Annotated in this window: 26 protein-coding genes and 4 pseudogenes; 14 read left to right on the forward strand and 16 right to left on the reverse strand. The window is 60.6% G+C overall.

What is annotated here, in order from left to right:
• Positions 1 to 14 precede the first annotated feature (14 nt).
• From G5S42_RS38945 to G5S42_RS38960, 4 genes are all read left to right on the forward strand, one after another.
• Positions 15 to 248: a transposase gene (locus tag G5S42_RS38945; protein WP_176112094.1), complete on the forward strand. Its 234-nt coding sequence runs from the start codon at positions 15 to 17 to the stop codon at positions 246 to 248.
• A 92-nt stretch (positions 249 to 340) separates the two neighbouring features.
• On the forward strand, positions 341 to 1,273 hold the full coding sequence (locus G5S42_RS38950) for an IS5 family transposase (RefSeq protein ID WP_217710316.1): 933 nt from the start codon (positions 341 to 343) through the stop codon (positions 1,271 to 1,273).
• 43 nt (positions 1,274 to 1,316) lie between these two features.
• Positions 1,317 to 1,736, forward strand: coding sequence for a VF_A0006 family four-cysteine protein (locus G5S42_RS45530; RefSeq protein ID WP_246392458.1), 420 nt, complete (start codon positions 1,317 to 1,319; stop codon positions 1,734 to 1,736).
• A gap of 352 nt (positions 1,737 to 2,088) precedes the next feature.
• Positions 2,089 to 2,346, forward strand: a complete 258-nt coding sequence (locus tag G5S42_RS38960; protein ID WP_176112095.1) for a hypothetical protein — start codon at positions 2,089 to 2,091, stop codon at positions 2,344 to 2,346.
• A gap of 159 nt (positions 2,347 to 2,505) precedes the next feature.
• On the opposite strand, the pseudogene G5S42_RS45905 reads toward G5S42_RS38960, so the two are convergent.
• The 3 genes and pseudogenes from G5S42_RS45905 to G5S42_RS38975 all read right to left on the reverse strand — a co-directional run bounded on the left by G5S42_RS45905 (position 2,506) and on the right by G5S42_RS38975 (position 3,774).
• Positions 2,506 to 3,023, reverse strand: a pseudogene (locus G5S42_RS45905) (DUF6398 domain-containing protein).
• Between the two features lie 21 nt (positions 3,024 to 3,044).
• Positions 3,045 to 3,398, reverse strand: a complete 354-nt coding sequence (locus G5S42_RS38970; protein WP_176112096.1) for a hypothetical protein — start codon at positions 3,396 to 3,398, stop codon at positions 3,045 to 3,047.
• Positions 3,399 to 3,426: 28 nt separating this feature from the next.
• Positions 3,427 to 3,774 carry an SEC-C metal-binding domain-containing protein gene (locus G5S42_RS38975; protein WP_376777238.1) on the reverse strand — a complete coding sequence of 116 codons (348 nt, stop codon included), beginning with the start codon at positions 3,772 to 3,774 and terminating at the stop codon, positions 3,427 to 3,429.
• Between the two features lie 138 nt (positions 3,775 to 3,912).
• Here G5S42_RS38975 and G5S42_RS38980 point away from each other — a divergent pair, with 138 nt between their 5' ends.
• From G5S42_RS38980 to G5S42_RS44705, 7 genes and pseudogenes are all read left to right on the forward strand, one after another.
• On the forward strand, positions 3,913 to 4,764 hold the full coding sequence (locus G5S42_RS38980) for an IS5 family transposase (RefSeq protein ID WP_217710318.1): 852 nt from the start codon (positions 3,913 to 3,915) through the stop codon (positions 4,762 to 4,764).
• A 152-nt stretch (positions 4,765 to 4,916) separates the two neighbouring features.
• Positions 4,917 to 5,205: pseudogene (locus G5S42_RS44700) on the forward strand (transposase); the annotation flags it as partial.
• 99 nt (positions 5,206 to 5,304) lie between these two features.
• A pseudogene (locus G5S42_RS45910) lies at positions 5,305 to 5,457 on the forward strand (IS5/IS1182 family transposase); the annotation flags it as partial.
• A 143-nt stretch (positions 5,458 to 5,600) separates the two neighbouring features.
• Positions 5,601 to 5,942: a hypothetical protein gene (locus G5S42_RS38990; protein WP_176112098.1), complete on the forward strand. Its 342-nt coding sequence runs from the start codon at positions 5,601 to 5,603 to the stop codon at positions 5,940 to 5,942.
• A gap of 462 nt (positions 5,943 to 6,404) precedes the next feature.
• Positions 6,405 to 7,499, forward strand: a complete 1,095-nt coding sequence (locus G5S42_RS38995) for an IS630 family transposase (protein WP_176112099.1) — start codon at positions 6,405 to 6,407, stop codon at positions 7,497 to 7,499.
• Positions 7,496 to 7,716: pseudogene (locus G5S42_RS39000) on the forward strand (DUF6429 family protein); the annotation flags it as partial. The gene G5S42_RS38995 and the pseudogene G5S42_RS39000, both read left to right, overlap by 4 nt.
• Before the next feature lie 20 nt (positions 7,717 to 7,736).
• Positions 7,737 to 8,267, forward strand: coding sequence for a site-specific integrase (locus G5S42_RS44705; RefSeq protein ID WP_246392610.1), 531 nt, complete (start codon positions 7,737 to 7,739; stop codon positions 8,265 to 8,267).
• A 368-nt stretch (positions 8,268 to 8,635) separates the two neighbouring features.
• Here G5S42_RS44705 and G5S42_RS39010 read toward each other — a convergent pair whose 3' ends face one another.
• Entirely contained in the window at positions 8,636 to 9,958 is a 1,323-nt protein-coding gene (locus G5S42_RS39010) for an IS5 family transposase (RefSeq protein WP_176112100.1), read from the reverse strand.
• A 255-nt stretch (positions 9,959 to 10,213) separates the two neighbouring features.
• Here G5S42_RS39010 and G5S42_RS39015 point away from each other — a divergent pair, with 255 nt between their 5' ends.
• Positions 10,214 to 10,678 carry a hypothetical protein gene (locus G5S42_RS39015; protein WP_176112101.1) on the forward strand — a complete coding sequence of 155 codons (465 nt, stop codon included), beginning with the start codon at positions 10,214 to 10,216 and terminating at the stop codon, positions 10,676 to 10,678.
• Between the two features lie 147 nt (positions 10,679 to 10,825).
• On the opposite strand, the gene G5S42_RS46070 is transcribed toward G5S42_RS39015, so the two are convergent.
• The 12 genes from G5S42_RS46070 to G5S42_RS39070 all read right to left on the reverse strand — a co-directional run bounded on the left by G5S42_RS46070 (position 10,826) and on the right by G5S42_RS39070 (position 22,497).
• Complete coding sequence (locus G5S42_RS46070; protein WP_446686558.1) at positions 10,826 to 11,239, reverse strand: deazapurine DNA modification protein DpdA family protein; 414 nt, start codon at positions 11,237 to 11,239, stop codon at positions 10,826 to 10,828.
• Positions 11,240 to 11,327: 88 nt separating this feature from the next.
• Positions 11,328 to 11,804, reverse strand: a complete 477-nt coding sequence (locus G5S42_RS44710) for a hypothetical protein (RefSeq protein ID WP_246392460.1) — start codon at positions 11,802 to 11,804, stop codon at positions 11,328 to 11,330.
• 74 nt (positions 11,805 to 11,878) lie between these two features.
• Positions 11,879 to 13,660: an adenine nucleotide alpha hydrolase family protein gene (locus tag G5S42_RS39025; protein ID WP_176112102.1), complete on the reverse strand. Its 1,782-nt coding sequence runs from the start codon at positions 13,658 to 13,660 to the stop codon at positions 11,879 to 11,881.
• A 73-nt stretch (positions 13,661 to 13,733) separates the two neighbouring features.
• Complete coding sequence (locus G5S42_RS39030; protein ID WP_176112103.1) at positions 13,734 to 14,222, reverse strand: hypothetical protein; 489 nt, start codon at positions 14,220 to 14,222, stop codon at positions 13,734 to 13,736.
• Positions 14,223 to 14,504: 282 nt separating this feature from the next.
• Complete coding sequence (locus tag G5S42_RS39035; RefSeq protein ID WP_176112104.1) at positions 14,505 to 15,524, reverse strand: hypothetical protein; 1,020 nt, start codon at positions 15,522 to 15,524, stop codon at positions 14,505 to 14,507.
• A 120-nt stretch (positions 15,525 to 15,644) separates the two neighbouring features.
• On the reverse strand, positions 15,645 to 15,803 hold the full coding sequence (locus tag G5S42_RS39040) for a hypothetical protein (protein ID WP_157646285.1): 159 nt from the start codon (positions 15,801 to 15,803) through the stop codon (positions 15,645 to 15,647).
• A gap of 61 nt (positions 15,804 to 15,864) precedes the next feature.
• Positions 15,865 to 16,071 carry a hypothetical protein gene (locus G5S42_RS39045; RefSeq protein WP_176112105.1) on the reverse strand — a complete coding sequence of 69 codons (207 nt, stop codon included), beginning with the start codon at positions 16,069 to 16,071 and terminating at the stop codon, positions 15,865 to 15,867.
• Positions 16,072 to 16,157: 86 nt separating this feature from the next.
• Positions 16,158 to 18,479 carry an AAA family ATPase gene (locus G5S42_RS39050; protein ID WP_176112106.1) on the reverse strand — a complete coding sequence of 774 codons (2,322 nt, stop codon included), beginning with the start codon at positions 18,477 to 18,479 and terminating at the stop codon, positions 16,158 to 16,160.
• On the reverse strand, positions 18,467 to 19,057 hold the full coding sequence (locus G5S42_RS39055) for a hypothetical protein (RefSeq protein WP_176112107.1): 591 nt from the start codon (positions 19,055 to 19,057) through the stop codon (positions 18,467 to 18,469). Before G5S42_RS39055 ends, G5S42_RS39050 begins: the two co-directional genes overlap by 13 nt.
• A gap of 219 nt (positions 19,058 to 19,276) precedes the next feature.
• Positions 19,277 to 20,695 carry a metallophosphoesterase family protein gene (locus tag G5S42_RS39060; RefSeq protein ID WP_176112108.1) on the reverse strand — a complete coding sequence of 473 codons (1,419 nt, stop codon included), beginning with the start codon at positions 20,693 to 20,695 and terminating at the stop codon, positions 19,277 to 19,279.
• A gap of 132 nt (positions 20,696 to 20,827) precedes the next feature.
• A complete protein-coding gene (locus G5S42_RS39065; protein WP_176112109.1) occupies positions 20,828 to 22,234 on the reverse strand; it encodes a recombination directionality factor in 1,407 nt (468 codons plus the stop codon).
• Positions 22,231 to 22,497, reverse strand: coding sequence for a DUF7696 family protein (locus G5S42_RS39070; protein ID WP_176112110.1), 267 nt, complete (start codon positions 22,495 to 22,497; stop codon positions 22,231 to 22,233). The genes G5S42_RS39065 and G5S42_RS39070 overlap by 4 nt, the downstream gene beginning before the upstream one ends.
• 634 nt (positions 22,498 to 23,131) lie before the next feature.
• On the opposite strand from G5S42_RS39070, the gene G5S42_RS39075 reads away from it, so the two are divergent.
• Positions 23,132 to 23,755 carry a hypothetical protein gene (locus G5S42_RS39075; protein WP_013094720.1) on the forward strand — a complete coding sequence of 208 codons (624 nt, stop codon included), beginning with the start codon at positions 23,132 to 23,134 and terminating at the stop codon, positions 23,753 to 23,755.
• A 92-nt stretch (positions 23,756 to 23,847) separates the two neighbouring features.
• Positions 23,848 to 24,690 carry a hypothetical protein gene (locus G5S42_RS39080; RefSeq protein ID WP_246392462.1) on the forward strand — a complete coding sequence of 281 codons (843 nt, stop codon included), beginning with the start codon at positions 23,848 to 23,850 and terminating at the stop codon, positions 24,688 to 24,690.
• Positions 24,691 to 24,696: the final 6 nt, after the last annotated feature.

Genomic DNA, 24,696 nt, shown 5'->3' on the forward strand with positions numbered 1-24,696 from the left:
GCACACTGACACTGATGACAGAGAACAAAGACCTCAAGAGCCGTCTGGTGATTGGCGAGAAGCGCGACGGCCGACGCGAGTATGACGAAGCCGCACGTGACGAACTGGTCAGGATGTGCCTGAAGCCCGGTGTGTCAATCGCGCGCACGGCCATGGAGCACGACGTAACTCCGAATCAGCTTCGCAAGTGGATTACTCGCTACGGCTTTGTCCGGATGGGGGTATTGCAAAGATGCTGGGGGGTGTAATAGCGCAACATCATGAAGCCAGCTTGAATAATGCCATATAAAGCCAGACTAAAGACGGTGAACGGCGCAAGCGCAAGAAGCCGGGGTACCGGGTGACGAACGCGCGGGCGTATAACCAGAGCCTGAGAAAGCGCGGCATGATCAGCCTGTATGTGCCGGGCGGCGATCTGAAGGCGCAGCTTATCAACGCAAAGATCCGTACGCCGGGCGTGTCGGGGCGTGAGCCGACCTACACCACGGCGTACATCGAGCTGATCTTTACCTTCTACCGGCTGTTGGGTTGGGGGATGCGGCAGATCACCGGCTATATGGAGGACTACTGGGAGACTCGCGGGCTGGACATCCCGGTGCCCAGCGCCAGTCAGCTGGGCGAACGGTTCGCTTCACTGGAGGTGAGCGTCACGCAGCGTTGCGAACAGTTGGCCCGGCGTCTCGCGCGCGGCGGGACGATCAGTCTCATGGTCGACAGCACGGGATTGAGCTTTGGGCGGGCGAGCCAGTGGTACGAGGAAAAGTACGCTCAGAAGGCCGCGCGCACGCCGTGGCGCAAGATGCATCAGTCGATCGACGCTGACATGAACGTACACGCGATCCGCATCACCACTACAGAAGTATTGGACAGCGAAGGAATGGACGCCGTGTTGCCCGCTGATGTGCCGATGGATCGGGTGATTGCCGATGGCGCGTACTACAGCATCGAGCGTACCGAAGCGCTTTCAGGCGCGGGCGTGACGCCCGTCATCCCACCGCCAGCTCACGCGGTCGTACACGGCGAGGAGCGAACCCGCCGGCATGACCAGATCGTCAGATACATCGAGGTCAAAGGCATCTATGCATTTCACAAGAAATACGGCTACGGTGTGCGCTCGCTGGTCGAGGCGCAGATCTCGCGCATCAAGCGCTGCATCGGCGAGCGCCTGCTGACGCAGGAGCTTGCGTCGCAGGAAGGCGAAGGCGTAATCATCGCCAACCTGCTGAACCGGTGGAACGCCTTCGGCAAACCGGTTTGCGTCAAAAATGCATAGTCGCGTCCATGGCACGGGAACTCGTACCCATCCGGACAAAGCCGTGGAGCATGACGTAAATCCGGATCAGCGCCATTTGATAAACTGCCACCAGGGCGGGGCCGGTGTCCACGCCGAGCAAACTCACACAGTAGAGAAGAAGCCCATGCTCAAGAGTGTCACACGGACATGTACCCTGCGGACGGTATTTGGCCTGCTGGGCCTACTAATTATGCATCCAGCGTTCGCTGATGGGCCGTCATCCTATGACGACTGCATGCTCGTCGGTTTGCGCGACGCCCGCAGTCAGGGTGCATCAAACTATATCCAGCGCTCATGCTACGCACTGTATCGGAACAGCGAAATGTTGCTGCCGCGCGAGAAGGCGTACTACGAGTGCATACTGCAAAATATGCCTGGTGCCAAGGAGCGGTTCGCGATCATGCGGATCAATGCGATCTGCGAACGGCGCGGGCAGTTGTAAGTCCACAGTGACGTGGATGATCACAACCGATTCACCTGATCGACACGCTGGATCTCCGTCACAACTTGAACAGTTCGTCGGGAGCGGCTTCGTGTGTCGGTCGTCGCGTTTCTCGCCAATCACCAGCGGTCTCTTGAGGTCCTTGTTCTCTGTCATCATTGTCAGTGCGCAGGTGTCCACGTGGACACCTAGCTTCTGACCTTCTGCATTTCGACCGAAGGACGTCTTTTATTGACCGTTTACGATGAATCGCGGGGCAGCTGACTTGCCTTGCACACTGTCCAATGCGCCATCGGTGATGTCTGCGTGAGCAGAGCGCGTCCGCCGGTGGCCCTCGCCCCAAGGAGCGACCATGAGCGGCCCCGCCGATCAACCGGGTGTAGAAGTCGTCGTAACCGTTGCAGAGGATCATCTGCAACGCTTCAGGCAACTAGCATCGGAGTTGGAGGGCAAAGGCCTAAAGATCAACAACATGATGGAAGGGCTCGGAATCATTTCGGGAGCCGCCTCCTTAGCCGACGTGCAGCAGCTCAAAGGCATGAAGGGCGTAAAGTCCGTTGAAGAGGCAGGGAACGTTCAGTTGCCGCCGCCTGAATCCGATATTCAGTGACGAGGGGGACGCTTCAGGAAACGGAAAATAAAGCACGTTTAGCCCGAGTTAGCGGGCGGACGTGCCTGCCAGGATAGGAGGCGGCGAACCCGATGAAGGGCAAGGGAAAATTGCTACGCCACAGGCGGCGTACAAACCGGGCCCGGGAATTCCCGCGAACTAGCGATCTTCGTCTGGGACGAATGGGATGACGCCTAGGCGAAAGGCTTCTTCCTGCAAATTGCGTGGGATGCGGCGCGCGTCGACGATCATGCCATTGATTTCGATAAGCCAGACGAGTGGATTTCTGTCGAGCTGACTGGGAAGTGACCAGCGAGGATCGAGCTGACCGATCTTCAGAAGGTTCAGAATTGATCCTGAGCGGGCCGAACCGGTCTGGGCGCTTAGCCCGAAGTGCTGGCACAGTGCATCGGCGCGCATGGGGGCTTTTGGGACTTGTCGAAGAGGAAGTTGACCCTCCCGATCGCGTAGGCCACGCCGCAGGCCCAGGAGCGCGCAGGACCGGTCACCGGTGGCGATGGCCGCTTGCGGCACAGGGTGGCAACGAGACGTCGGCAGAGGTCGCGGTATTCATCGGTCAGGTGTTGCGCACAAAAGGCGTCGGTAAGCGCAATGATCTCGTCATACCGGTCTTGCATGGCGGCTGGCACCCGCTCGCCGCGAAAGGTTGGCTTCATGGAATTCGCGATCCGTATGCGTCAGTTGCCCAGTTCGGCGAGCCCATGAACATCGCCCTCCCGCGCGACCTGGCACAGCCACGTGTCCAGCTTCTCGCTGCTGCCGTCAAGCAACCGGTCAACCAGGGTCCGGTCGTTCGCCTTGCCAAGCATGTTGTGTAGTCCCAGGTATGCCACGAGAAGGTGGTACATGGCGCAGCGCAAATCATCACGTTCGTCCTGACAGCGCCGGGCGTGGCGATGCAGATCCGCAATGGCGAGCCCGAGTTTTTCACCGACATACGAAAGCGGTATGCCGTCACGATCCTGTCGCGACGTGTAAGCGGGGCCATTGGCGCTCAGGGGAAGATCGGCATCATCCGGGATCTGGGGCATTGCGTGTCTCCGTAGCGGTGCTGCATGATCAGTGAAACGTCGGCGAGCTGGCCATGCAGCAATGCTTGCACTTGCGGCCACTACCGCACGGGCACGGCTCGTTGCGCCCGATCTTCGGCTCTTCACGACGCATGGGAACGCTTCGCGGGATGCTCGCCAGCGCGCGCCGGTGGGGCTCGAAGTAACGGTAGATGTGGGTCGGCCCGGCGATCATCGTCTCCAGCAGTCCCTTGCGCTTTTCCGCAGGGATCGATGGTGGCCGCATCTGCGGGTCGGGATTGTGTTCATGATGGCTTTGTCCGGATGGGGGTATTGCAAAGATGCTGCGGGTTGTGTAAAAGCGCAACATCATGAAGCCAGCATTGAATAATGCCATATAAAACCAGACTAAAGACGGGTGAACCGCGCAAGCGCAAGAAGCCGGGGTACCGGGTGACGAACGCGCGGGCGTATAACCAGAGCCTGAGAAAGTGCGGCATGATACAGCCTGTATGTGCCGGGCGGCGATCTGAAGATGCAGCTTATCAACGCAAAGATCCGTACGCCGGGCGTGTCGGGGCGTGAGCCGACCTACACCACGGCGTCCATCGAGCTGATCTTTACCTTCTACCGGCTGTTCGGCTGGGGGATGCGGCAGATCACCGGCTATATGGAGGACTACTGGGAGACTCGCGGGCTGGACATCCCGGAGCCCAGCGCCAGTCAGCTGGGCGAACGGTTCGCTTCACTGGAGGTGAGCGTCACGCAGCGTTGCGAACAGCTGGCCCGACGTCTCGCGCGCGGCGGGACGATCAGTCTCATCGTCGACAGCACGGGATTGAGCTTTGGGCGGGCGAGCCAGTGGTACGAGGAAAAGTACGCTCAGAAGGCCGCGCGCACGCCGTGGCGCAAGATGCATCTGTCGATCGACGCTGACATGAACGTACACGCGATCCGCATCACCACTACAGAAGTATCGGACAGCGAAGGAATGGACGCCTTGCTGCCCGCTGATGTGCCGATGGATCGGGTGATTGCCGATGGCGCGTACTACAGCATCGAGCGTACCGAAGCGCTTTCAGGCGCGGGCGTGACGCCCGTCATCCCACCGCCAGCTCACGCGGTCGTACACGGCGAGGAGCGAACCCGCCGGCATGACCAGATCGTCAGATACATCGAGGTCAAAGGCATCTATGCATTTCACAAGAAATACGGCTACGGTGTGCGCTCGCTGGTCGAGGCGCAGATCTCGCGCATCAAGCGCTGCATCGGCGAGCGCCTGCTGACGCAGGAGCTTGCGTCGCAGGAAGGCGAAGGCGTAATCATCGCCAACCTGCTGAACCGGTGGAACGCCTTCGGCAAACCGGTTTGCGTCAAAAATGCATAGTCGCGTCCATGGCACGGGAACTCGTACCCATCCGGACAAAGCCCATCAGCTCACGCGGTAACGCAAGAGCAGAACCAAACGCCGAGATCAGGCGTTTGCCGAACGACAGCACGATTTTCTATTTCGGTCGTTCCTCGAAGCACATGGAATGTGCTGCGCAAATGCTCGCACCCGTCAATGAGATTCTGGTGGAGACACGGTTGATGCTCGAGAGTGGTCGGTGGTCGATGCCACGCTGATTCCAGCGCCGAGCTCGACGAAAAACAACGAGGCGATGCGGGATTCGGAAATGCGCAGACGCAGAAAGGCGGTGAATGGCACTCGGGATGAAAGCACACATCGGCGTGGACGCGACGTCCGGTCACGTACACACCGTTATAGCCGAGGCAGCCAACGTTCACGATATCACCGAGGCCACGGCGTTGTTGCATGGCCATGAAATGGTCATGTATGCTTGCCTAGCCTCATCGCGACATTGCCAGCGTATCGCGTCAGTCTAGCAACGCTTTTCCATGCACTGACATCTGGCGTCGGCTCCCTGCCAAGGTCGAACACCCATTCTACGTCCTCAAGCGGCAGTTTGCCTAAACGAAGACCAGATACCGCTGTTTAATGAAGAACACTGCCCAGATCACGACGTTCTTTGCGCTGGACAACCTGTGGATGGTGTGCGGAGCTTTGCGGCAAGCTTGAAACATATGGAGCCAAGGCTGCGGGCCTCGACAAGCGGTGCCCCGAGCATAGTACAAGTGCAGATGTAGTGCGGAAAACTGTCGGGTCTGCAATTGGAAGAAGCGCCATACCGTCGGTCTTGAGTCAGAAGTTCGGAGAAGCACATGAGGATTACTTTCGAAGATGCATTTGCGAAGGCGCAGCAAACAAAACTGAATCGTCGCCTGCTCGTAGCGCTGATCGATCATACCGAGACCCGTTGGTGGGGTGGCCATGTCGATAAATGGAGGCCGAACGAAGCGTTGTTTTCCTCTGGCGCGTCCCTGAGGCGTTACAGAGGACTCGTGAGCCGGTTTAAGAGAGGTAAAACGGCCAAGGCACATATGTTAATGTTTCACAGTGATGGCACGTTCGGTACCGCCATCTTTGGCGTCGAGTCAGCAGAGGAAGCGCAAGAACTTCTACATGACACATTGATTGAAACCCGCATCAGAACTTGCAATTGACACGCAGCGGCACCGATGCTGGACATGCTGCGAATACGGCAGCCGACGGGCGGTAGCTAAGCCAGCACTTCAACCACGGGAACCGCCCCCGCCACGGGACTCGCGGCTCGAGCGGACAGAAATGCACCGGTGCAACGACTCGACTTGCACCGGTGCAACATTTCAATTTCTGGTCATTTCGTTGGCGCGTACCCGCGCACCGAAACGCGGCATGCAGCGAACTGCTCTGAACCTGTCGCCCAGTAGAAGCCGCAATCACGCATAGAAACAACCGTCTTTCGGTTACAAACGCTCGCATTAACGATATAGAGTTGATTCTCGTGCGGCGTCAAAAACCGAAAATGCGAGGTACGGCGTTGCGAGACCGCCCCTGCCCTCTAGTGTCTTGAGTTACAAATTCATTGAATGATGCCGATCACGTACTAAAGTGTTCTATGTGGCACTTGATGCGAGGGGGCAAGGATGAGCGGACGACCCAAAGGGGAACTGGTGCTGAGCGAATCGGAGCGCGAAGAACTGCAAGCGCTGACAATGCGACGCAAGACCGCACAAGCCCTCGCATTGCGGGCGCGCATCGTGTTGGCCTGTGCCGATGGCTTGGACAACAAGAGCGTTGCGGCGAAACAGAGGGTCACTCAGCAAACGGTCTCGAAGTGGCGGGCGCGGTTCGTAATGCATCGTCTGGACGGACTGCTTGATGCGCCTCGGCCCGGCGCGCCCAGGACGATTGATGACGCTCGCGTCGATGCGGTCATCGCAAAGACGCTTGAGTCCGTACCTCTCGGCGCGACTCACTGGAGCACGCGCACGATGGCTCGTGAGATGAAATTGTCGCAAACGGCGGTCACACGGATCTGGCGTGCTTTTGGTCTGCAGCCGCATCGGCAGGATACGTTCAAACTCTCCAGTGATCCGATGTCCGTCGACAAGGTGCGAGATATCGTCGGGCTTTACCTGGATCCGCCGCTTAAGGCCATGATGTTGTGCGTGGACGAGAAGAGCCAGATTCAGGCGCTCGATCGCACGCAACCCATGCTGCCGTTGGCACCCGGCATCCCGCAGCGACGCACGCACGATTACATGCGCCACGGCACGACTACGCTGTTCGCGGCGCTGGACATCGCTACTGGCGAGGTGATCGGCGAGGTACATCGGCGCCATCGCAGCAGCGAATTCGTGCGCTTTCTGCGCACCGTCGAAGCCAGCTTGCCATCGCACCTGGATGTGCATCTGGTGATGGACAACTATGGCACGCACAAAACGCCCTCGATCAAAGCCTGGTTCGCTCGACATCCTCGCTTCCATGTTCACTTCACGCCCACCTCGGCGTCGTGGCTTAATCAGGTCGAACGTTGGTTCGCCTCGCTCACTGAAAAATACCTTCGACGCGGTACGCATCGCTCGACACGTCAACTCGAAGACGCGATCCATCAATACCTGGATATCTACAACGCCAATCCACAACCGTTTTCCTGGAGCAAGTCGGCTGATGAAATTCTGGCCAGTCTCGAACGGTTTTGTATGCGGGTCCGGACGGCCGCGGGCGAAGCATCATGAACATCAACACCGACGCAATTGATGAAGTCGCCCTGGCACTTCTCTACCTGACCTGCATGACCGATACCGCGCATGGAAGGGTTTCGACTGGGATGTGCTGAACCGACTCTACGAACGGGGTTTGATCCAAGACCCGGTCAACAAGACGAAGTCCGTGATCTTTACCGAAGAAGGACTGCGCGAGTCCGAGCGGCTCTTTAATCAACATTTCGTCATTCCTGAGTATATAAGGTCAAAATGGACACGAACTTTCTCTGGTTGTCGGAACCTTCGGAGACCTATCGACTCTGGCAGAAGACCGACGCAGTCGGGGCCGACCGCAAACCGTTCTCTGCCCGCTCGCGGGTGCAACACGCCGCGATGTTTGACCGCTTTCTTCGGCACATCAAGGGGCAAAGTGCGTCGATTGCCACCTTCGACGCCGCGCACATTGAGTCATTTTTCAACGAGATGGATAGGCGTATCGCGCCCGGCACATCGACGCGGCTGCGGTACGCCAAGATGCTCAATCACTTGTGCCGTCACCTCGTTGAGATCGGGTTGCGGTCCAGTAATCCCGTTGCCGAATTGATCGCTTACGACCGTTGCCCGAGAACGAGCCGCGACCAGTCTTCCTTGATCCGGCCGCTGACCTACGACTCCAGGCGTGGACCACACCGTCAGCGTCGGATGATCCGAGAATGCAGCGAAACCGCGCGATCGTTGCACTGTTGGTGGGGACTGGTATATCGGCGGGCGAGCTGCGTCAAACTCAGCTGCGCCATCTAGTCATCGATGACGTGAGGCCAAACGTCTACGTTCCAAAGCGTGGCCCCCGACAGGAACGGCGCGTGACGATACCCGCCTTTGCGTTGGCAGCTCTTCAGCGATGGACGAACTCTCATAGGTCTGACGGCGACGCTCTGCTATTCCCCGCACCCGGCGGTGATAACGCGATCAACGATGTACTTCTCGGTGTGATCGTGAACGACGCGCTTGAAAAGATCGGATTTGCGGCGCTCGACATGAGCCCTCGCATTCTGCGAAACGCTTTCGCACGTAGACGGCTGCTGTCTAGTCGGAGCAACGAGGACACAAGCCGGATGCTTGGGCTCATGAGTCGGGTCTGAATAATTCGTTTTCGGCGACGACGCCGTTCATGGTGTCGAAGCGGAAGCCGCGGAGCGGTTGAGCAATGCGACAAGTACAAGGACGTAAAAACGCCGCAGCTTTCTGAGGATCATGCGCAGGTTGTGGCCGGCACCACATAGCACTGCGTTGATCGCATCCCCGAGCGCGCCCTTGAGCCAGTTCCGGTCGAGTTTGCCGTCGGCCTTCATATGACCGATCGCTGGTTCAATCGCGCTGCGCCGCCGGATCATGGCGCGCAACGTGCGCGTGATGCCGCGTCGCAGGCCGGGATGGTAGACCTTCACCCCGTCTGGCTCAGCGCCCCGGTAACCACGGTCGACGATCGCGATTTCAGGTTTGACATCGCTGAGAATCGCTGCCTGCTCCAGCGCTTCTTCCAGCGTATGTCCATCGTACGGATTGCCCGGCATCGAGCGGGCACCCACCACCAGCCCTTCCCGGTGTGTCGTCGTGATCGACACCTTGACGCCAAACTCGTATGGCGTGCGCGCCTTACCCTTGGCCAGGCACTCGACTTCCGGCGCGTGCAGCGCATACAGCTTATTTTTGTCCTTCGTCTTCTGCGTCAGGATTCGCTTCGTGCGGGCAATCAGTTCCTGCAGCTCAGCTCGCCTGTTATCAACCACCGTGTCGAGTTGCCGTTCGACATCGCGCATGACGCGGCCGACACGCGAGCGCAGGGTGCGCACTGCCTTTCTCATCCGCCGGTACTGCTTCGCGTGCGCGTAGCGGCTGATCTGGGTGGCCAGGCGTGGTGCTTCGCGGTTGTAGTTCTGACGCAGTTTCAGGCCGTGCCGCGCAGCGGCCTTCACGAGGTGTTCACGACAGCGCTCCAGCAGTCGCGAGTCAGTCGGATGTGCGATCGCCTTGGGCATCACGGTCGTATCAACGATTACGCGTTTCGCGCTCGACGCCTTGATCACTCCGGCACGCTTCGCCGCGTCGATCGTCTCGGCGAGCAACTCCTCGACACCGGCTTCTCCCAACCGTTTGCGCCATCGCGTGAGGCTGGACGGATCGATCGGCGGTTCGGCCTGCAAGTACGTCTCGCCCGTAAAAACCTGCCAGTACGGGTTCTCAACCCATTGCCACACAACATCCTCGTCCGAGAGGTCGAAGGCGTGCTGCAGATACAGCAGACCAGCGATCAGTCGAGGCGAACTCGCAGGTCTGCCTTTACCCGAAACGAAACTCGCGCTCATCGATGCACTGAGCCGCTCCCAATTGATCAGCTCGGCCAGCCGTACCAGTGGATGCTTGAGATTGATCTGTTCGCGCAGTGGATGCCGGAACAAATCCTTCTCCGTTACAGGCGCCTTCGGACCCATCTAAACCTCGTCAGAATTTGCAGGCTATACCCAGCAATATGCCAGATCTCTGCAATTCCAACAACACGATTTCCGCCGGAAACCCCCAACGCTTAAGGCTCTACGGTTTGTTCAGCTGGACTCATGAGCCACCGAACTGTCACGCGCCTGCGTGCCACGATTAGTGAGCCGGGTGCGGCTTGACTTTGCATACAGCTCCGTAGGGTGGATTACGCCGGTTTATCAGACCGGCGTAACCCTTCGAACGGAGTCCGCATGCCATATCAAACGCAATTTGCTGACATCGCGTATCCAGATGAATCCGGACAGCCATGCGCGCTGATGTTTCGCGTTGCCATCACGGCTTCATCGGAGCGTCTGGCGATTGTTCACTTGCTTCACTTTAATCCGGCATTTCAAAGCGCGATGACCTCGTACATCGTTCGTGACCACGTCCTCAACCCCATTCTCGACAGCCACTTGCGCGGCGTGGCGCTCAAATGCGTCAGGCTGAAGGTTCAGGACAACAAGCAGGTCATGTTCCCTATCGAGGTCGATTTCCACGACTACATCGAGCGCAGAAACCCGCATGAATCAACCCCTGTGACGACCGGCCGCGGACTCTACACGCAGCGCGTGAAGATCCGATCTGAATTCGTGCTTGCGGGCCGTACGCGCGTGCATACAAGCCATAGCACTCCGGTCGCGGTACCAAAGGATATCGCGCGCGCCTTGCGATGACCGAGCCAGTTCGCACTGAGCAGAACTGATTCGCGCGTGATCTGCGGTCGTGCATCGTTAATCGCGAAGTGCTGAGACCCCCGCAAAAAAAACAAGCCTGCGGTTTGTGAGAACTCGCGGGCTGGGTCGATAAAACGGATGCGGCATTCAGTGGTTGAAGCCAAGACGGAACTGGTCGCTAGTTGCAGGTGCAGCACGCCGTGAGGCGGCCGCCATCCAGCGATTCATTTCCGCTGCGCGGTGCGCAATCGTGCTAGAGATCCCAGCCTGTCGGGCCTTCACCCGCGCCGAATAGTCGGCGGCCATCGAGTCTACACTCGCCACCCAAGGATACATCTTGACCCTCGATAAGGCCTGCCCCTTGACGCCGAAGCAATGGACGCGCGCCCGAGCTGGAAGATACCCCTCCAGCCCCTCCAGTATGGCGAATAGCCCATGTTTGGGATCGGTCAGGTGCCGTCGACAGACGGACCCAAGGCCGATCAGGACTGGGGGCGCGATCCATGGCATCCATCGCTCCCACTCCTGCATCATGAGATCGATGCTGCGTCTGTAACGCATCGACCGTCCAGCCTTGAACCACACCTACGGGGATGCGAACGGCATTCTGGACCGCGGCCGCGCTCATCGTCTTCGACAGTTCATCCTGTCACGGATAGACGACACGCAACATTCCCTCGAGAAGCGTCGCCGTCGCGTTGATGCGATAGTCGATCGCAGCCTGATCCGCGGCAATCTCCGGCTCACAGCATAAATCGGGCTGAGAGACCCACGTCGCCCCGGAAAACGCGGCGAGTTCTACGAATTGCTCCATCGTCCACGGATAGACGCCAGCGATGCCGCGCTGCCGGCCTTTCAGTTGAAAGAGCCGCATGGCGGTGAATCCCGCACTGTCCAGAGCGAAATCCATCTCTGTCAGGTCTGTCGCTTCAGGGATGCGGAAGCGCCCGGTTTTCGGATTCCAGAAGGCAGAAGCGGAGACCATGCCCGCGTAGCCTTCATTGAACGCGTGGTATGCGAGTCGGCCGCCGCTGTGCGGGATGCCGACACGGACGAGCAGGCCTGCGTCCACATGAGCGTTGCGCTGGCGAACCGGCATGCCGGGTTTAGCTGCTTCAAGGTACATAAGCTACTCCAGATGGATGCGCGGAGCAGCCCCTTGCGGGGGCAAGCCCCGCAAGGGTGAATGATTTGAGCCGCTCACGCGGCCATCGAGAAGAGATCGAGCTGCTGCACTTCCTTGACCGCATGGCTGATCAGGTACTGATCCATTTCCGCCGGCGTCAGGTTCAGGCGCTCGGCGAGGCGCGCGAAATACTGCCCGCGCACTGCCATCTCCTGATATCGCTGGGACTTCCCGGTAGGCAGTGTCAGGATCGTTTCGTTGAGCCAGAAACGCGCCGATTCGATCCCTGCGTGGGCCTGTACGCGCGCATACCACTCGTAATCAAACGAGCAGGTTACGAACTCACAGGCTCTTTCGCCATCGACGTCGAGGTGGTCGCTTTGTTCGAAATACACAACGCGTTCGCCAGCAGTCGTTTGCGCATAGGTGGACACGCGACCCGGATGCCGGTACCGATTCCACTGCTCGGCGCCAAAATCCCGAAGACCTTCGGCGGGCGCCTCCGCGTCGAACTGTCCGACGCGGAACCATCCGTGATTCGTGATGGGTACCTTCGGAAACGTGTCGACTTTGGGGATGCGGTATCGGCGCCCCAGTCTGTGGACTTCGTACCAGGCTGATACCGCTGGAAACGCATGCGGTGCGTAGTGGTGCATGGACAACATGAAGTCGATCGCGACCAGTTGTGACGGCGTGATCATTTCGAACTGCACGTCGCAGAGGTCGCGGTTCTCGGGCGTATCAGGAATGAGACCAGCCGCGAGATCCGCGTCGTGCTGTTCGGCGCGTTCAATTTCGAGCGCGTCGAGCGTGAGCAGGTAGCGCAACAGGTTCATGCGCTCCCAGAACGACAGCACATCGGGCTGCACTCGCACATATCCGGCAGAACTCAGCGACCGACCCACCAGCTCGCGGCGCTTCAGATCCCACTGTGTCGCGAGCAGGTAATTGCGGAAATCGTTGAGGCCCGCCATGTACGCATGCTCCGGCTCCCGGATCATGGATTCCAGCGACTTGTCCCGATCGCCAACGACGCAGCAGAACACGCATCCGAATCGCGAACCGCACGCCGTACGCTGCCCACTTTCGCCGAGAACCACTCCGCACATGCCATCGTTACCGGCGCGGTACAGGTCCGACAGACCTTCGATGGATCGCACCGAAAACGCACAAGGAAACGGACGCTTCTCGTCGTCGGCAAACATCGTCAGCATCAGCCAGACATCATCGACCGACCAGTCGCGCAACGGTGAGATAGACAGTGCATCGTTGGCGTCACGCGTAGGCGCAATCGCGCTTTCCGCTCGGGCCAGCATGGCAACGCCGCGCGAGGCGCTTTCAGCGATGCGATTGCCGAGAACGGTACAGATCTCGCGGTCGCCCCGGGCCGTCGCATCGCGCTCGAGCGCCGCGCGCAACCGCCCCTGTGGGATGAGCTTCCAGTCCGTCGCGCACGCTCTCGTGCGTTTGCCGGCACGCACGCCGTTTTCGACCGTGCGCACCAGGGTGCCGCGGCCGATGGTGGAAACGACAAACTGCATCGCCAGCGACGGCGTGGCGATGTGCGTCGTCACGCCGAGCCCATATGCGGCCGCGTGATTGTCGACCTCCTCCAGCATCGTTTCGATATGTCGCGCAAGACTGCTGTTTTCAATCGTGGTGTTGGCCGATGAAATGTAGTGCGCGGGTTGGGCGAGGCCTTCATCCGCGACGCGGCGCACGGCTTCGAGCATGAGAATCGTCGCGCAAGTCGAGTCCTTGCCGCTGGCCGTGCCGCACAACGGATGGCCGGCACGGATCAGGCCCATGAGGACGGCGATTGCCGCCTCCATCTTTTGAAGAATCTCGTCAAACATGATTGCTCCGGGTTAATGGAGCCCGCCCCCTACGGGAGCGGCTCCCACAGGGGTTAATGAGTTGAAAGGACGGTCAGTGAGGCAGTGCAGACATCTCGTCGATCATCTGGCGGTACGTGATGAGACCTTCCTGATGCTTCTGCATGAGCGCTGCGCGGCGTACACCCCGTGCCCATCGGACAGTCGCTCCGATGCGATCGAGCGCTCCGGGATCGGTCACGCAGTAGCCCATGCGGAGCATTTCTTCGATCGCCTCGTTGAGGGAGTCGAAGCAGAGATGACCGATGAACCCGTCCAGGTCGAACTGCTGAATGCGCCACGCCTTTGAGCCTGACGCATCCGGAAGTGCGAAAGCCCACGACTCGCGATCCTCGATACGGCACTCGATTCCGGCCGGATGACCGTCATACGAGGACATGAGACATTGGTAGGCGATCTGCAGCGGGCGGGCGACGTCACGCAGGTGACGCCCAAAATCCGCGGGAACCCGGGTGGATGCTGTGCAGACCCGCTCCCAGGAAGCAGAACGGTAACGATTGGCGCTGCGTTGAGTGCTTTTCATGAAGGCTCCAGTAGGACGGGAGCCTTCCCCGGTGGGAGAAGCTCCCAAGGGGAAAAAGAAGCCCGCGAGGCGGGCCGGTCGATGCGCCTGTGGCGCAGAAGATTCACAAAGGGTAATTCCAGTGCGCGGGCGTGGCCACGGGAAAAGATGCGGAAATAGTGGTCTCTTTCGACCGAAGACGAGCCGCAAATCCGGCGCCGACTGTGCGAGCACCAAAAAAAATGCCCGTCGGGCGGACCCCAGGACGGGGACGCTCGACGGGCGGTTTCATGGTAGTACCGGTTAGCTGGTCCGGTATCCGAACCTCTCCAGATCGGGAAGACCGCCAATGGAATGGATAAACGCTTCAGCATCCACACCATTTTTCGCAGCCACGCCCCGAAATTCGTCAATCCTTTCCATTGCGTGCCTGATCGCCTCTTCCCGATCCTTCAGTTCCAGTGCCAGGAAATGGCCGTTCCCGCGTGCCAGCTGAACTCCCTGAAGCGCGGCTTCATGTTCACGCAACCGGCTCAGCGCCCATTTCACCCGGTCCCGGACATGATCGGGAACTGCATTGTTCATGTCCGCCAAGTGAGGACCGCATGGATTGCGCAACACCCCGGCAAACTTCTGCAACATGGCTTCCTGCATCGGCACCGTGAACCTGCCATTCATCTGCACGGCGGCAATCCAGTCGTCGCCGTCCAGAAGATGATAGAAATTCGCGTCGCCGTCCGCTCTGACCCGGATGGTCGGAACAGGCTGCACACTGACCGGGGTCGACTGGCGATTCGCGATCCATTCGATCAGCGAAAGCTGATCGCGTTTCCAGTCAATCTCATCGTGAGGGTACCCGAAGCGCTCGCAAAGCAGCCGGTGGAAGTTTTTGAACTCATGGTCCGGCGATCGACAATCTCCGCTTTCCAGCACTCTGCGGCTCTCCAGCAGAGCGGTAGCCCCAAAGCGAGTGTCGAGCTCATGCCCTTCCTTCCGGATATGCTTCATCCATTCGGCGGCCGACGGCAGTTGAGATACGAGCTCGACGATGCGACCGTCGATGCCTGCGTGCGCATCGACAGAAGTATCGTTGAGAATCGCCGCCTGCAGATCGAACAGGAAGACCAGCGCGTCGACACCGTGGGCCTCAGCGACCGCTCCTAACGTTTCCACTGCGTTCAGCAGCTCGCGCATGAAGCGTGCGAACAGGCCTGCACGATGCATCGCCACGATTGCCGCGGTCGCAACATCTGCGGCTTTGCCGGGGTCATCGGCAGGAATTTCGGCCTCAGTGATCGCCTGTGAGTGGACGAGACTGCGCATTACATCATCTAGAAAATCACTGCATGAGAAGGTCAATTTCGGCTCCTTGGGGGATGCCGGGCAGACCTCCCCAACCGGGAGGTCTGCCCGGTCGGGGTAAAGAAAATTTGATTGCGGCAGTCAGGCGCGACGAAGTTGCCGGTCGAATGGCGACAGACTATTGGCTGGTACGCGCGTCGGATGTCTGTGAAGCGCAGCAAACGACTGCTGTTCCCAGAGCAGGCATACAAGTGCGAGCATTGCCCCGATCACGGTTGCGGCTGCGATCTGCTTCTTCATGGGCACCTCCATGTTTGCGTACGAAGCCCCGACGCTCTTTCGAGGCTGGGGCTTCGCGCGATCAGGAACAGGTTTGCGGATGCGCGGCCGGGAAGACCAGGACGCGACCATCCTTGCAGAGAACAAAGTCGCCCGGCTCGCCTCGCGGCTTGCGGACAACGATCGTCGGTGCTGGCCTGGCCGGCTCAACGTGTGCCACAGGTTGAGCCGTGCACGCGCACAGCGACGAACTGCCTGCTGCGATGAGCAGCAACAACACGTTTTGCATGGGATTCCTCGTTGTAAAAAAGACGAGGGAACGCCCCTATGGGGACGTTCCCCACAGGGTGAAGAAATGACAGGAAATGACAGCGCTCAGGCAGCGAGCGCCTCGACGTCAATGACTGCATCCGCTTCCGCAACCAGATCGGGGGTCTGCGAGATGAAAAACTCCCGCTCGTACCCGCCCTGCCGCAGCACTTCCCGCTTCATCCGCATGAACTGCAGCTTGCGCTGCGGATCGAGCGGACCATCGGACTCGTCGCTGAACAGGGTCTGGTAGGGCTGGCCAGCATTGCTTGCCAGATACAGGGCGATGCCGCGTGTCAGGCACTCGTTGATCCAGACCTTCTGGCCACCGGACATCACCGTGACTGCCTTGGTGCTGTCGTGATCGGCGTCATGCACGAGGATTTCGAACCCCTCGCGCAGTTCACCGCTCGCCAGCGCCCGCTGCGTCTGGATCTCGACCGTGAAGCGCATGCCATAGCATGCGAGCAACAGGTCGTTCACCATCTTCGTGAGGGCGGGGCCCGCATCGTCGATCGTCAATGCAATCACGCCTTCGTTGCCGAGGCCTCTCGCGAGCAGCTTCCACTGGGCAATCTCATCGGAGATGCGGTTCGCACGCGACTGTGTCGCGTCGAATCCCGCAAGCTCCTTTGCGATCGACTGTCGCTCGACCTCACGCGTCGTCTGCGAGCGGATCAGTGATTCGATCCGGGCATCGGCCGCGGTGATGGCTTCGCGGCACTGCGTTAGCTGCTGGTCGATATCGGCGATGGCACCGGTCACGTCGTCGACGCCGAGGCGTGCGACTTCCGCGTCCAGTTCCTTCGCTTCCTCCGACAGACGGGCCTGCTGCGCCTCGCGGCGTGCACGCAGCGTGGCTTCCTCGGTCTCGAGCGCGGCCAGTTCTTCACTGGCTTTGCCCAGACCCTCGGTTGCGGCATCGAGCAGCGGCTTGCGTGCGGCTAGATCGACAGCTTTCTGAAGGTCACGGCGCGCGGCCGCGATCGCATCATTGACCGCCTTCAGCTCCGCCCGCCTCCCCGCAAGATGCTGCACCTGAGGCGTCAGCAGCGCGACCTCATCGCGTTTGGCGCGAAACGTCGCACGCAGATTCGTGAGCGAAATGCGGTGCTCCTGAACCTGTACGTCCGCCTGACGGGCCTGCGCAAGCAAAGGACAGGTGTTATGCATCTCATGACCGGCACAGGGCACGGTACTGATCACACTCGCCTGCTGTTCCAGCGACTTCAGGAGCGTCATCTTCGACGTGCCTTCCGACTCCAGACCGTTCAGACGGGAAGTTGCCGCCGTCAGCGCAAGCTGCTTCTCTTCGAGGGCAGAAATCTCCCTCTGGATAGGCTCGACACGCGCCTCCTCGCCCGCGATACGTGCCTGAGCGGTATCACGTGCCGTGGCGGCGCCCAGAATCGCTTCACGTTGCGCAATCACTGCGTTGTGTTCCGCGATGGACGTGCGGAACGAAGCGCGCCGCTGGTTCAGGCGTTGTTCATCGGCGCGTGCGTCGGTTACAAGGACCTGCATGGCCGCCGCAATCTGGCTTCGCCGCGTGCCCAGTTCCCTCAGTCGGGCCTGCGCACCGGCATTGGCAGTCTGCCTTGCAGCGAGAACGGCGCGCTGGTCGGTCAGGGTGGCTACCTTTGCGTTCAGCGTCTCCCGGCTCTCGCGAGTCGAGGCGACGGACTGTGCATCGGAAGCGATGGCCTGATCGATCTGCGCGACGCGATCGCGTTTGGATCCAAGCGCAACGAGTTGCTGTTGCGTGGAGTCAAGCGCACGACCGAGCACCTTCGCAACGTCGGCGGCTTTCGCCGACAGCGTGCGCAGGTCATCGATATGCAGCAGTTCCGCGAGCAGTGCCTTGATCTCGGTCGCACCATACGATGCGAGCGGACGCCGGTTCTGCGCAGAAAAGACGCTGGTAAAGAACGACTCCAGCGAGCCACACACCGACTCGACACACAGGTCATAGGTCTCCGCCTTGCCATCAGAGACAGTACCGTCACCTGTCTGCATGGGCTGCCAGTTTCCGTCCGCGTCGCGCCAGGCCAGGTAGTACTCAGCCTTGCCCGTCTTGCCGGGCTTGCGGAATGCGAATGACGAGCGGTACCGCACACCGCCATGCTCCCATTCGAACTCCTTGAGCGCGTGCGCGCCGTAGACGTGGTCCCAGTAAGAGAACGCATCCACCGACACTTTCGCGGCGCGCGACGGCATGATCCGGTACGGATGCAGATTGTCCATAATCGTGGACTTTCCCGCACCGTTCGGACCGGTCAACGCGATGAGGCCTCCCGGAAGCGATTCGAGATCGAGCGTGACGGTGTCGCGCTTCATGCCGTCACGAACACCAATAAAGCCCGTCAGCGTCAGTTTCAGTGGGCGCATGTCGGCACCTCCTGAAGCGGCGCATCGTACAGATAGTCCGATGGCAGCCACGGCGCATCATCGTCGTTGGACAACATCCTTCCAACGATCGGATCAGGCACGTGGGCAGGCGGTTTAGCAGCGTTTGTAGCCGCCTGAACGGCCACTCGAGCGAGCTCTTCCGCCGCCTTCTTTTCCAGCGACCCGTCGACGACTTCGCTAACGGTCCTGCAGACGGCGGCATAGGCCGCGCTGGTACGCCGGATAAGCGCGTCCCAGTTGTCGACGTCCGTGAGCGCGAGCAGCTCACGTGAGCCCCACTGGTTTGCATAGCCCGTGTTGAACGACCACAGCAGGTTTTGCAACTGCACGTCGGGCACAACGGCCAGATCCGCCGTTGCCGCATTGACGGCAGCAGTAAGGATCAGGAAGCGGTCCGACTGGGCAATGACAGCGCCGCGATGTTCTCCAAAGGGAAGATGAAAGATGCTCGCGCGATAACCCGCGTGGTCGGTGAGGACCTTCTGGATCTCGCGCGGCGGGCGGTTGGCAGTGAAATGCCGGACCCATTGGGCGCCGGCGGGATAAAGACCAAACATGATGACACTCCACAGAAGATCGGCGGAGTGTATCCCGGAGGGGATGAATCCCCGCCAGGGTTAATCGAAAAAGATGGATGCAGCAGACTGCGATCGATGCGTCAGGGACGCGGGTGAACCTTGTTCCGGAAGCCCGCGGTCCTCTGGTAGAGGGCGGGCTTCCGGAACACGGCTGTGTTCCGCGTGAGAGTGCCGTACAGGCCACTCTCACCATGGCGGCTAGGCCGCAAACAGATCGTCGTTGAGCCAGTCGAGCGACGCGGGTGTAACGGTCGCCTTGGTGTCAGTCCCGACCGGGGCGGCCGTGACTTCGTCCGCCGTCTCCAGCGATGCGGCGGGGTGCGTGAGCACCGTGGCGAGCGCCGGCACTTCAGGCGGCACTTCAGGTGGCGATGCAGGCTGCGATTCGGGCCCGGAAGCAAGACTGGCGAGCACACCGGCCGCGACCGCTTCCACGTCGCCGGAGGCGAGCAGCTGCAACCGGTCCTGAAGCGGGCTGGCGTCAACGCTGGCCAGTTCGCACCAGCGTGCGAGCTTCCCCTCGACGGTCGTCTCCAGACTGATGCCCTGGGCACGGCTGCGAACCACCGGCAATACGCGCGACTCGACCTTCAGACCCGCGGCACCGGAAAACAGCGCCTTGATCGCTTCACGATCGACTACCTGACGATGCTCCTCGTCGACCTGCCAGCGCACACGCACGAACTTGTCGGCCGCGTCCGCTGCGAGCTCCTGAAGCTTTGCCATGTCCGGTGGTCCGTCGAAGTCCATGCAGATCATCTGTCGCGAAGGCGTTGCGACGAGCGTTGCTGACGCGCTGCCCGGTTCAACGTCCCACGACAGATAGCCCTTCTCGCCCTCTTCTCCATAATGGAAGCGGCCAATCGAGCCCGGATATGCGACCAGCCTGCCGTCGCGCTCCCACTGCTGCTCCTTGTGAATATGGCCCAGCATGAAGCCATCGCATTCGGCTTCGAACAACGCCGTGAGCGAGAACTCATGATCGAACCCCGCCATCGTGACGCCGTGCTCGGTGGTGCAGCCGTTGACTGTGCCGTGCGAGACACCGACCGTGCGAATCCCCGCTGCGCGAAGCTGCCTGTTCACACGGCCCGCCGCCGCCAGATATGCGGCGAGCACATCGCCCAGTTCCGTACCGGCCTCGAGCGCGCCAACGCTCGCAGCCAGTTGGCCCTTGTTGACCGTGGGCAGGCAGGTGAACACCACTTCGGGCATGACGCCGATGAACTGACGCAGTTCGTCATCCGAGAAGCCAGGTCCCTTCGATGCCCAGAAACGCCCATCGACGAGCGCGACCTGAGACACGCGATCCGCAACGTGGATCTGATGAACGCCGCCCATGAGGGCGAAGTTATCGAGGGTGCCTGGAGGCTCGTGCGAGAACGTGCCCTGCAACATCAGCACTGGCATCGCGTTGGCTAGCCGGTGAATCTGGGTCGCGAGCGCGTGCAACGACGGCGCATGCGCATCGAGCCGGTGATCGGTCGAGTCGCCGGAAACCACGCCAAGCTGCGCGCCGCTGTCGATCGCGTTGCCAACAGCAAAACTGAAACAGCGGTCGGACTCGGCCAGATTGTCGGGCGCGTAATGCAGGTCAGAAAAATGTGCGAATCTCACTTTCGCCTTCAGAAATTAAAAAGGCCGCCATACGGCAGCCAATATTGGAATGCGCGCCCGGATGGACGCAGGGGTATGGAGAGAGCCAGCCCCGAAGGGCTGGCGGAAGGTTGTGGAACGGGATGAAACCGGTCAGTCGAAGAACGTCGTCTGCCTGGTCGCCGCGATCTCGCGATCGAGTGCTGCGCGATCAGTCAGTGCCTTCTCCAGACGCTCGTTCATGCTGTCGACATCCTGCGGCCGCTCGACCCATCCACGTCCATAGGTGGTGTGCGCAAAGACCCGGAAATCTTCCTTCCGGTTTTCCGCGCTTAACCCGAGACGCTTCAGCAGGTCCGACATACGGTCCAGCTTGTCGGTGAGCGTTTCGACTGCATCGTCCGCGCTGCCGTCAGTTTGCGACGACGGTGCGTTGGGATGTGCACGGGCTGCTTCGGCCCCGCCTGCAACCTGTACCGGCTGTTGCTGCCCGGATGCCTGTTGATCTGGCGTTGGGTCGCTGTGGTCCACAGAGCTCTCACCGCGCGTTCCCTTATCAGCAATGACGCCTGGAAAGCCACCGGCAAGGGGAACAACGTTGCCACCGGCTTCGAGCAAGGCAACCGCCTGTGCGGCCGCTTCGATTGCCGGCACCGCATCATCGGCGCCGTCAAGCAGCGCCCCGATGTCGATGTCGGCGTCGAGCACCGTGAGCAGCTGCTTTGCCCGAACCGCTTCGCCGTTTTCGTTGATGCGCGTGATGTCGAACTCGCGCTTCGTGATCCAGAATCGCGTCCCGGTCAGTTTGCCTCTGGCAAGCTGCACGGTCTGCATGGCCGAATATGCCTTCTGAAGCACGTAGATGGAATTCGTCGGCAACTCGATGAGGCCCAGCCCCTTGATGTCCGGCACAGCGAAGATGAAGCTCGCCGACAGGTTGCAGTGTCGCGCCTGGTACTGCGGACACTGTTCGGGGTCGCAAATGCCATCAGGAATCGCTTCGTCCTGCCGCCGGATCACGGTGCGGCCGCCGAAGTGCCGAACCGCGCGTTGCGCCCGCTGATCCCGCTCCATCTTCGCGTACATCATGCAATAGCGGATGCCATCGCGTTCGTACTGGGAGAAGAACTTGCGACCATTGGCGCCGTACACGGCCATCTGGTTGGGCAGGTTCTGCATCCAGTCGTTGAACGCGAACAGCACCGGAAAGCGATAGAGCCTGAGTCCCTCGCCACGATCCTCGCCATACAGCCTGAGGATTTCGTCGGCGACGTCGGGATTGGTGAAGTCCGAGCGGCGACACGTGAAATACGGTGTGTTTTTGGGCGCGAGTGCGTTTTTCAGGTTGCACTTCGATTCGATCACCTTGCCGATCGTGTCGAACGAATCACCCGCCGCAACCATGTCGTTGTAGATGTCAACGGCGCGACTGTTGGCTCGGGCTTTCGATGTGAGCACCTTGATGCCGGGCCGGATGTGTCCGATCACCGGCGGGCGCAAGGCCCGTTCTTCAACGACACTGCGCACAGGGCCGTTGAGCATGCTGGGAACTGCATTCATGAGGGTTTTCTCGCAAGGAAAAAGATCGCTGTGGTGCGCAGCTCGCTGGCCGACTGCTCCAGTTCGTGCGCCGCCGCCTCGCCGCGGCGTTCAGCAACATGTGAAAGAAAAACGCGGCGCTCGGGATCGCTGAACGTCGCGAACCGTGCTACCTCGCACCGCGTGCGCCATGCTGGCAATGCGGTGTCTGCAGATGCGCGTTCCTGGGCGATCGTGTCGCTGATCGCCTGGGCAATGCGCTGGTCAAGACGGTCGGGAAGCATGGAAGACCTCCGTACGGGACAGGAACTGAAGGACGAAAAAAAAGCGCGTTCCTCGGTCAGAGGAGCGCGCTTCGGGGATTCGGATGAAATGACCCGAGCGCCACAACCCTTCTGGGGTCGTGGCGCTCAGGGAGCCGTGAGGCTCACAGTCGGGAACGTTAGGTCGTTCCCGCGCGGCATGGTCACGCCGCGCAACAGCCCATTTTCGGAAAATTCATTCCGCCGCAGGATCACGGATCAGTCCACTACGATCGTTCAACCCAGACGGGCTCTGGAGAGAGAACACCCGAATGATCCGGGTCCAAACGATGTCGCGGCGCAAATGAATGCGGCCGGCGACGAGTTTTATGACTGAATGAATGGGGAGCACAGGCTAGGCGCTCATCAGCAGAAGATTCCACACCAGTTGCCGGCTGGTCGGAGCATGCGCAGGGCACGACTTGGACAGAAGATGGACTCCGGGCTAGCCGGGTCAGTGTCGATGCGTCAGGGACGCGAGAAGTAGAGTCAGTATTGCCCAAAACGCTGCCGCAAATCCCCCGAAAGATCACGAAAACGGCATAGCTTTTGCCTGAATTCGTCAGAGGACTCGCGTTGACAATGGACGGTGAGAGAGACCACATCCGAATAGACCATGGCCGCAGTCCTTGAACTTTCCCCCGAGCCCGACCGGCAGCCGGAAGGCAACACCGGTCGTCCAGCGCTCAGTGTTGCCACACCTGCTTCCGAGGCACCCCCGTCAGCATCCGGTAGCGGCCTGAAGCCCATCGAACGCCTGACGAGCGACGGCCGCATTGAGCGGATCAATCCGGAGACCGATGCGAAAACGGTGCTTCGGTACAGCTCGCAGTTCGCCCGCAACTACATCAGGTCCGACTACAACTTCTGCGCATCGAAGATTGCCGTCGCGCGCGGAGGCAAGGTCAAGGCTCTGGAGAAGGCGTTGCGCGACACCTCGAACTGGCTCGGCAAGACCGATGAATGGCTGGCCCGCCACGAAGCGCGTCGGCTCGAAATGCCGCACGAACTGATCGAACTGACTGTCACGCGTCCGCTCGCTGGTCTGCTGGTGCGATGCCTGACGCAGTATGACCGGATCTTTGTGCGATCCACCGAGCGGATGATCGAGCGAAAGATCACGGACCAGGATCGCGCGAACATTCTCGCGAACGCGGAGCGCCGGCTCAAACACATCGTTCAGGTGTGCATGCCCGACAACGACCAGTACGACTTCGACGGCCAGCGCCGCGAAAGCTGACTGCTTCGACCTCTCACGCCTACTTCAGATCGCGGCCCACTTGACTTCGTGGCCGGATGGATACGCTCGACTTGTCACCCTGTGAGGAACATATGGATCTACGGCAAATTCAGGCACTGCACGCCCAGTATTCGGGGCAACCCGTCGTCATCGACATCACCCGCCACACTGCCGCGATGCCGGCGCTACCGGCACCCGAAGGCGGCAAATCGCTACGCTCCCAGGGTGCCGCAATGACCGCGGCACTGCGCACGGCAAGACGCCCTGCCCTGATCGCTGTGGCCATTGCCGCGCTTGCTGGTCTGGCGGGGATGAGTGCAGCGCGGGTGTGGCACGCGACGCGCGAGAATATTCATCCGGCGCCGATCGCCGTGGCTCCCGCATCCGCTCAGGTTCCTGCTACTTCGCAATCCGTGGGCGACGGCACGATGCCGATCAATGCGGCGCCCGCGAAGCCATTGACCGCGAGTGACCTCGAAGTGCCAAAGGCAACCGGACCGTCCGGCCTCGCGAGCGTCGACGCGCGGTCGCTCGCGATGCCGGCCGCGGCTGCGGGAACCGATCTTCGCGCGGCCCCCCAAGCCACCAATCCGGAACAGGGCGCCGCGGCCTCTCCGATCCACGCGCAACGCCCGACTGCCCCTGCACAGACAGCCCCGCTGGCGATCACACCGCAGGCTCAGGCACCGGCACCGGCACCGGCGCCATCGCCATCGCCATCGCAGAGCGCGCCGACACCCACAACCGCGACTCCAACCACAACGGCGGCCGCGGTGGAGCAGCCGCATGGACCGGCCAGGCCAGCCTTGCGGCCATTGCATCACCTCACCCGTCACCAGGCGACGGCGAACGACGAGCCCGCTGCGCCGTCGACCACAACGGCCGCGCCGTCGAAAGCGCCCGCCGCGAAATCCGGCGACGTTCAACTGTTCTAGGAGCCC

The organism is Paraburkholderia youngii (assembly GCF_013366925.1).
Lineage (GTDB): Bacteria > Pseudomonadota > Gammaproteobacteria > Burkholderiales > Burkholderiaceae > Paraburkholderia > Paraburkholderia youngii.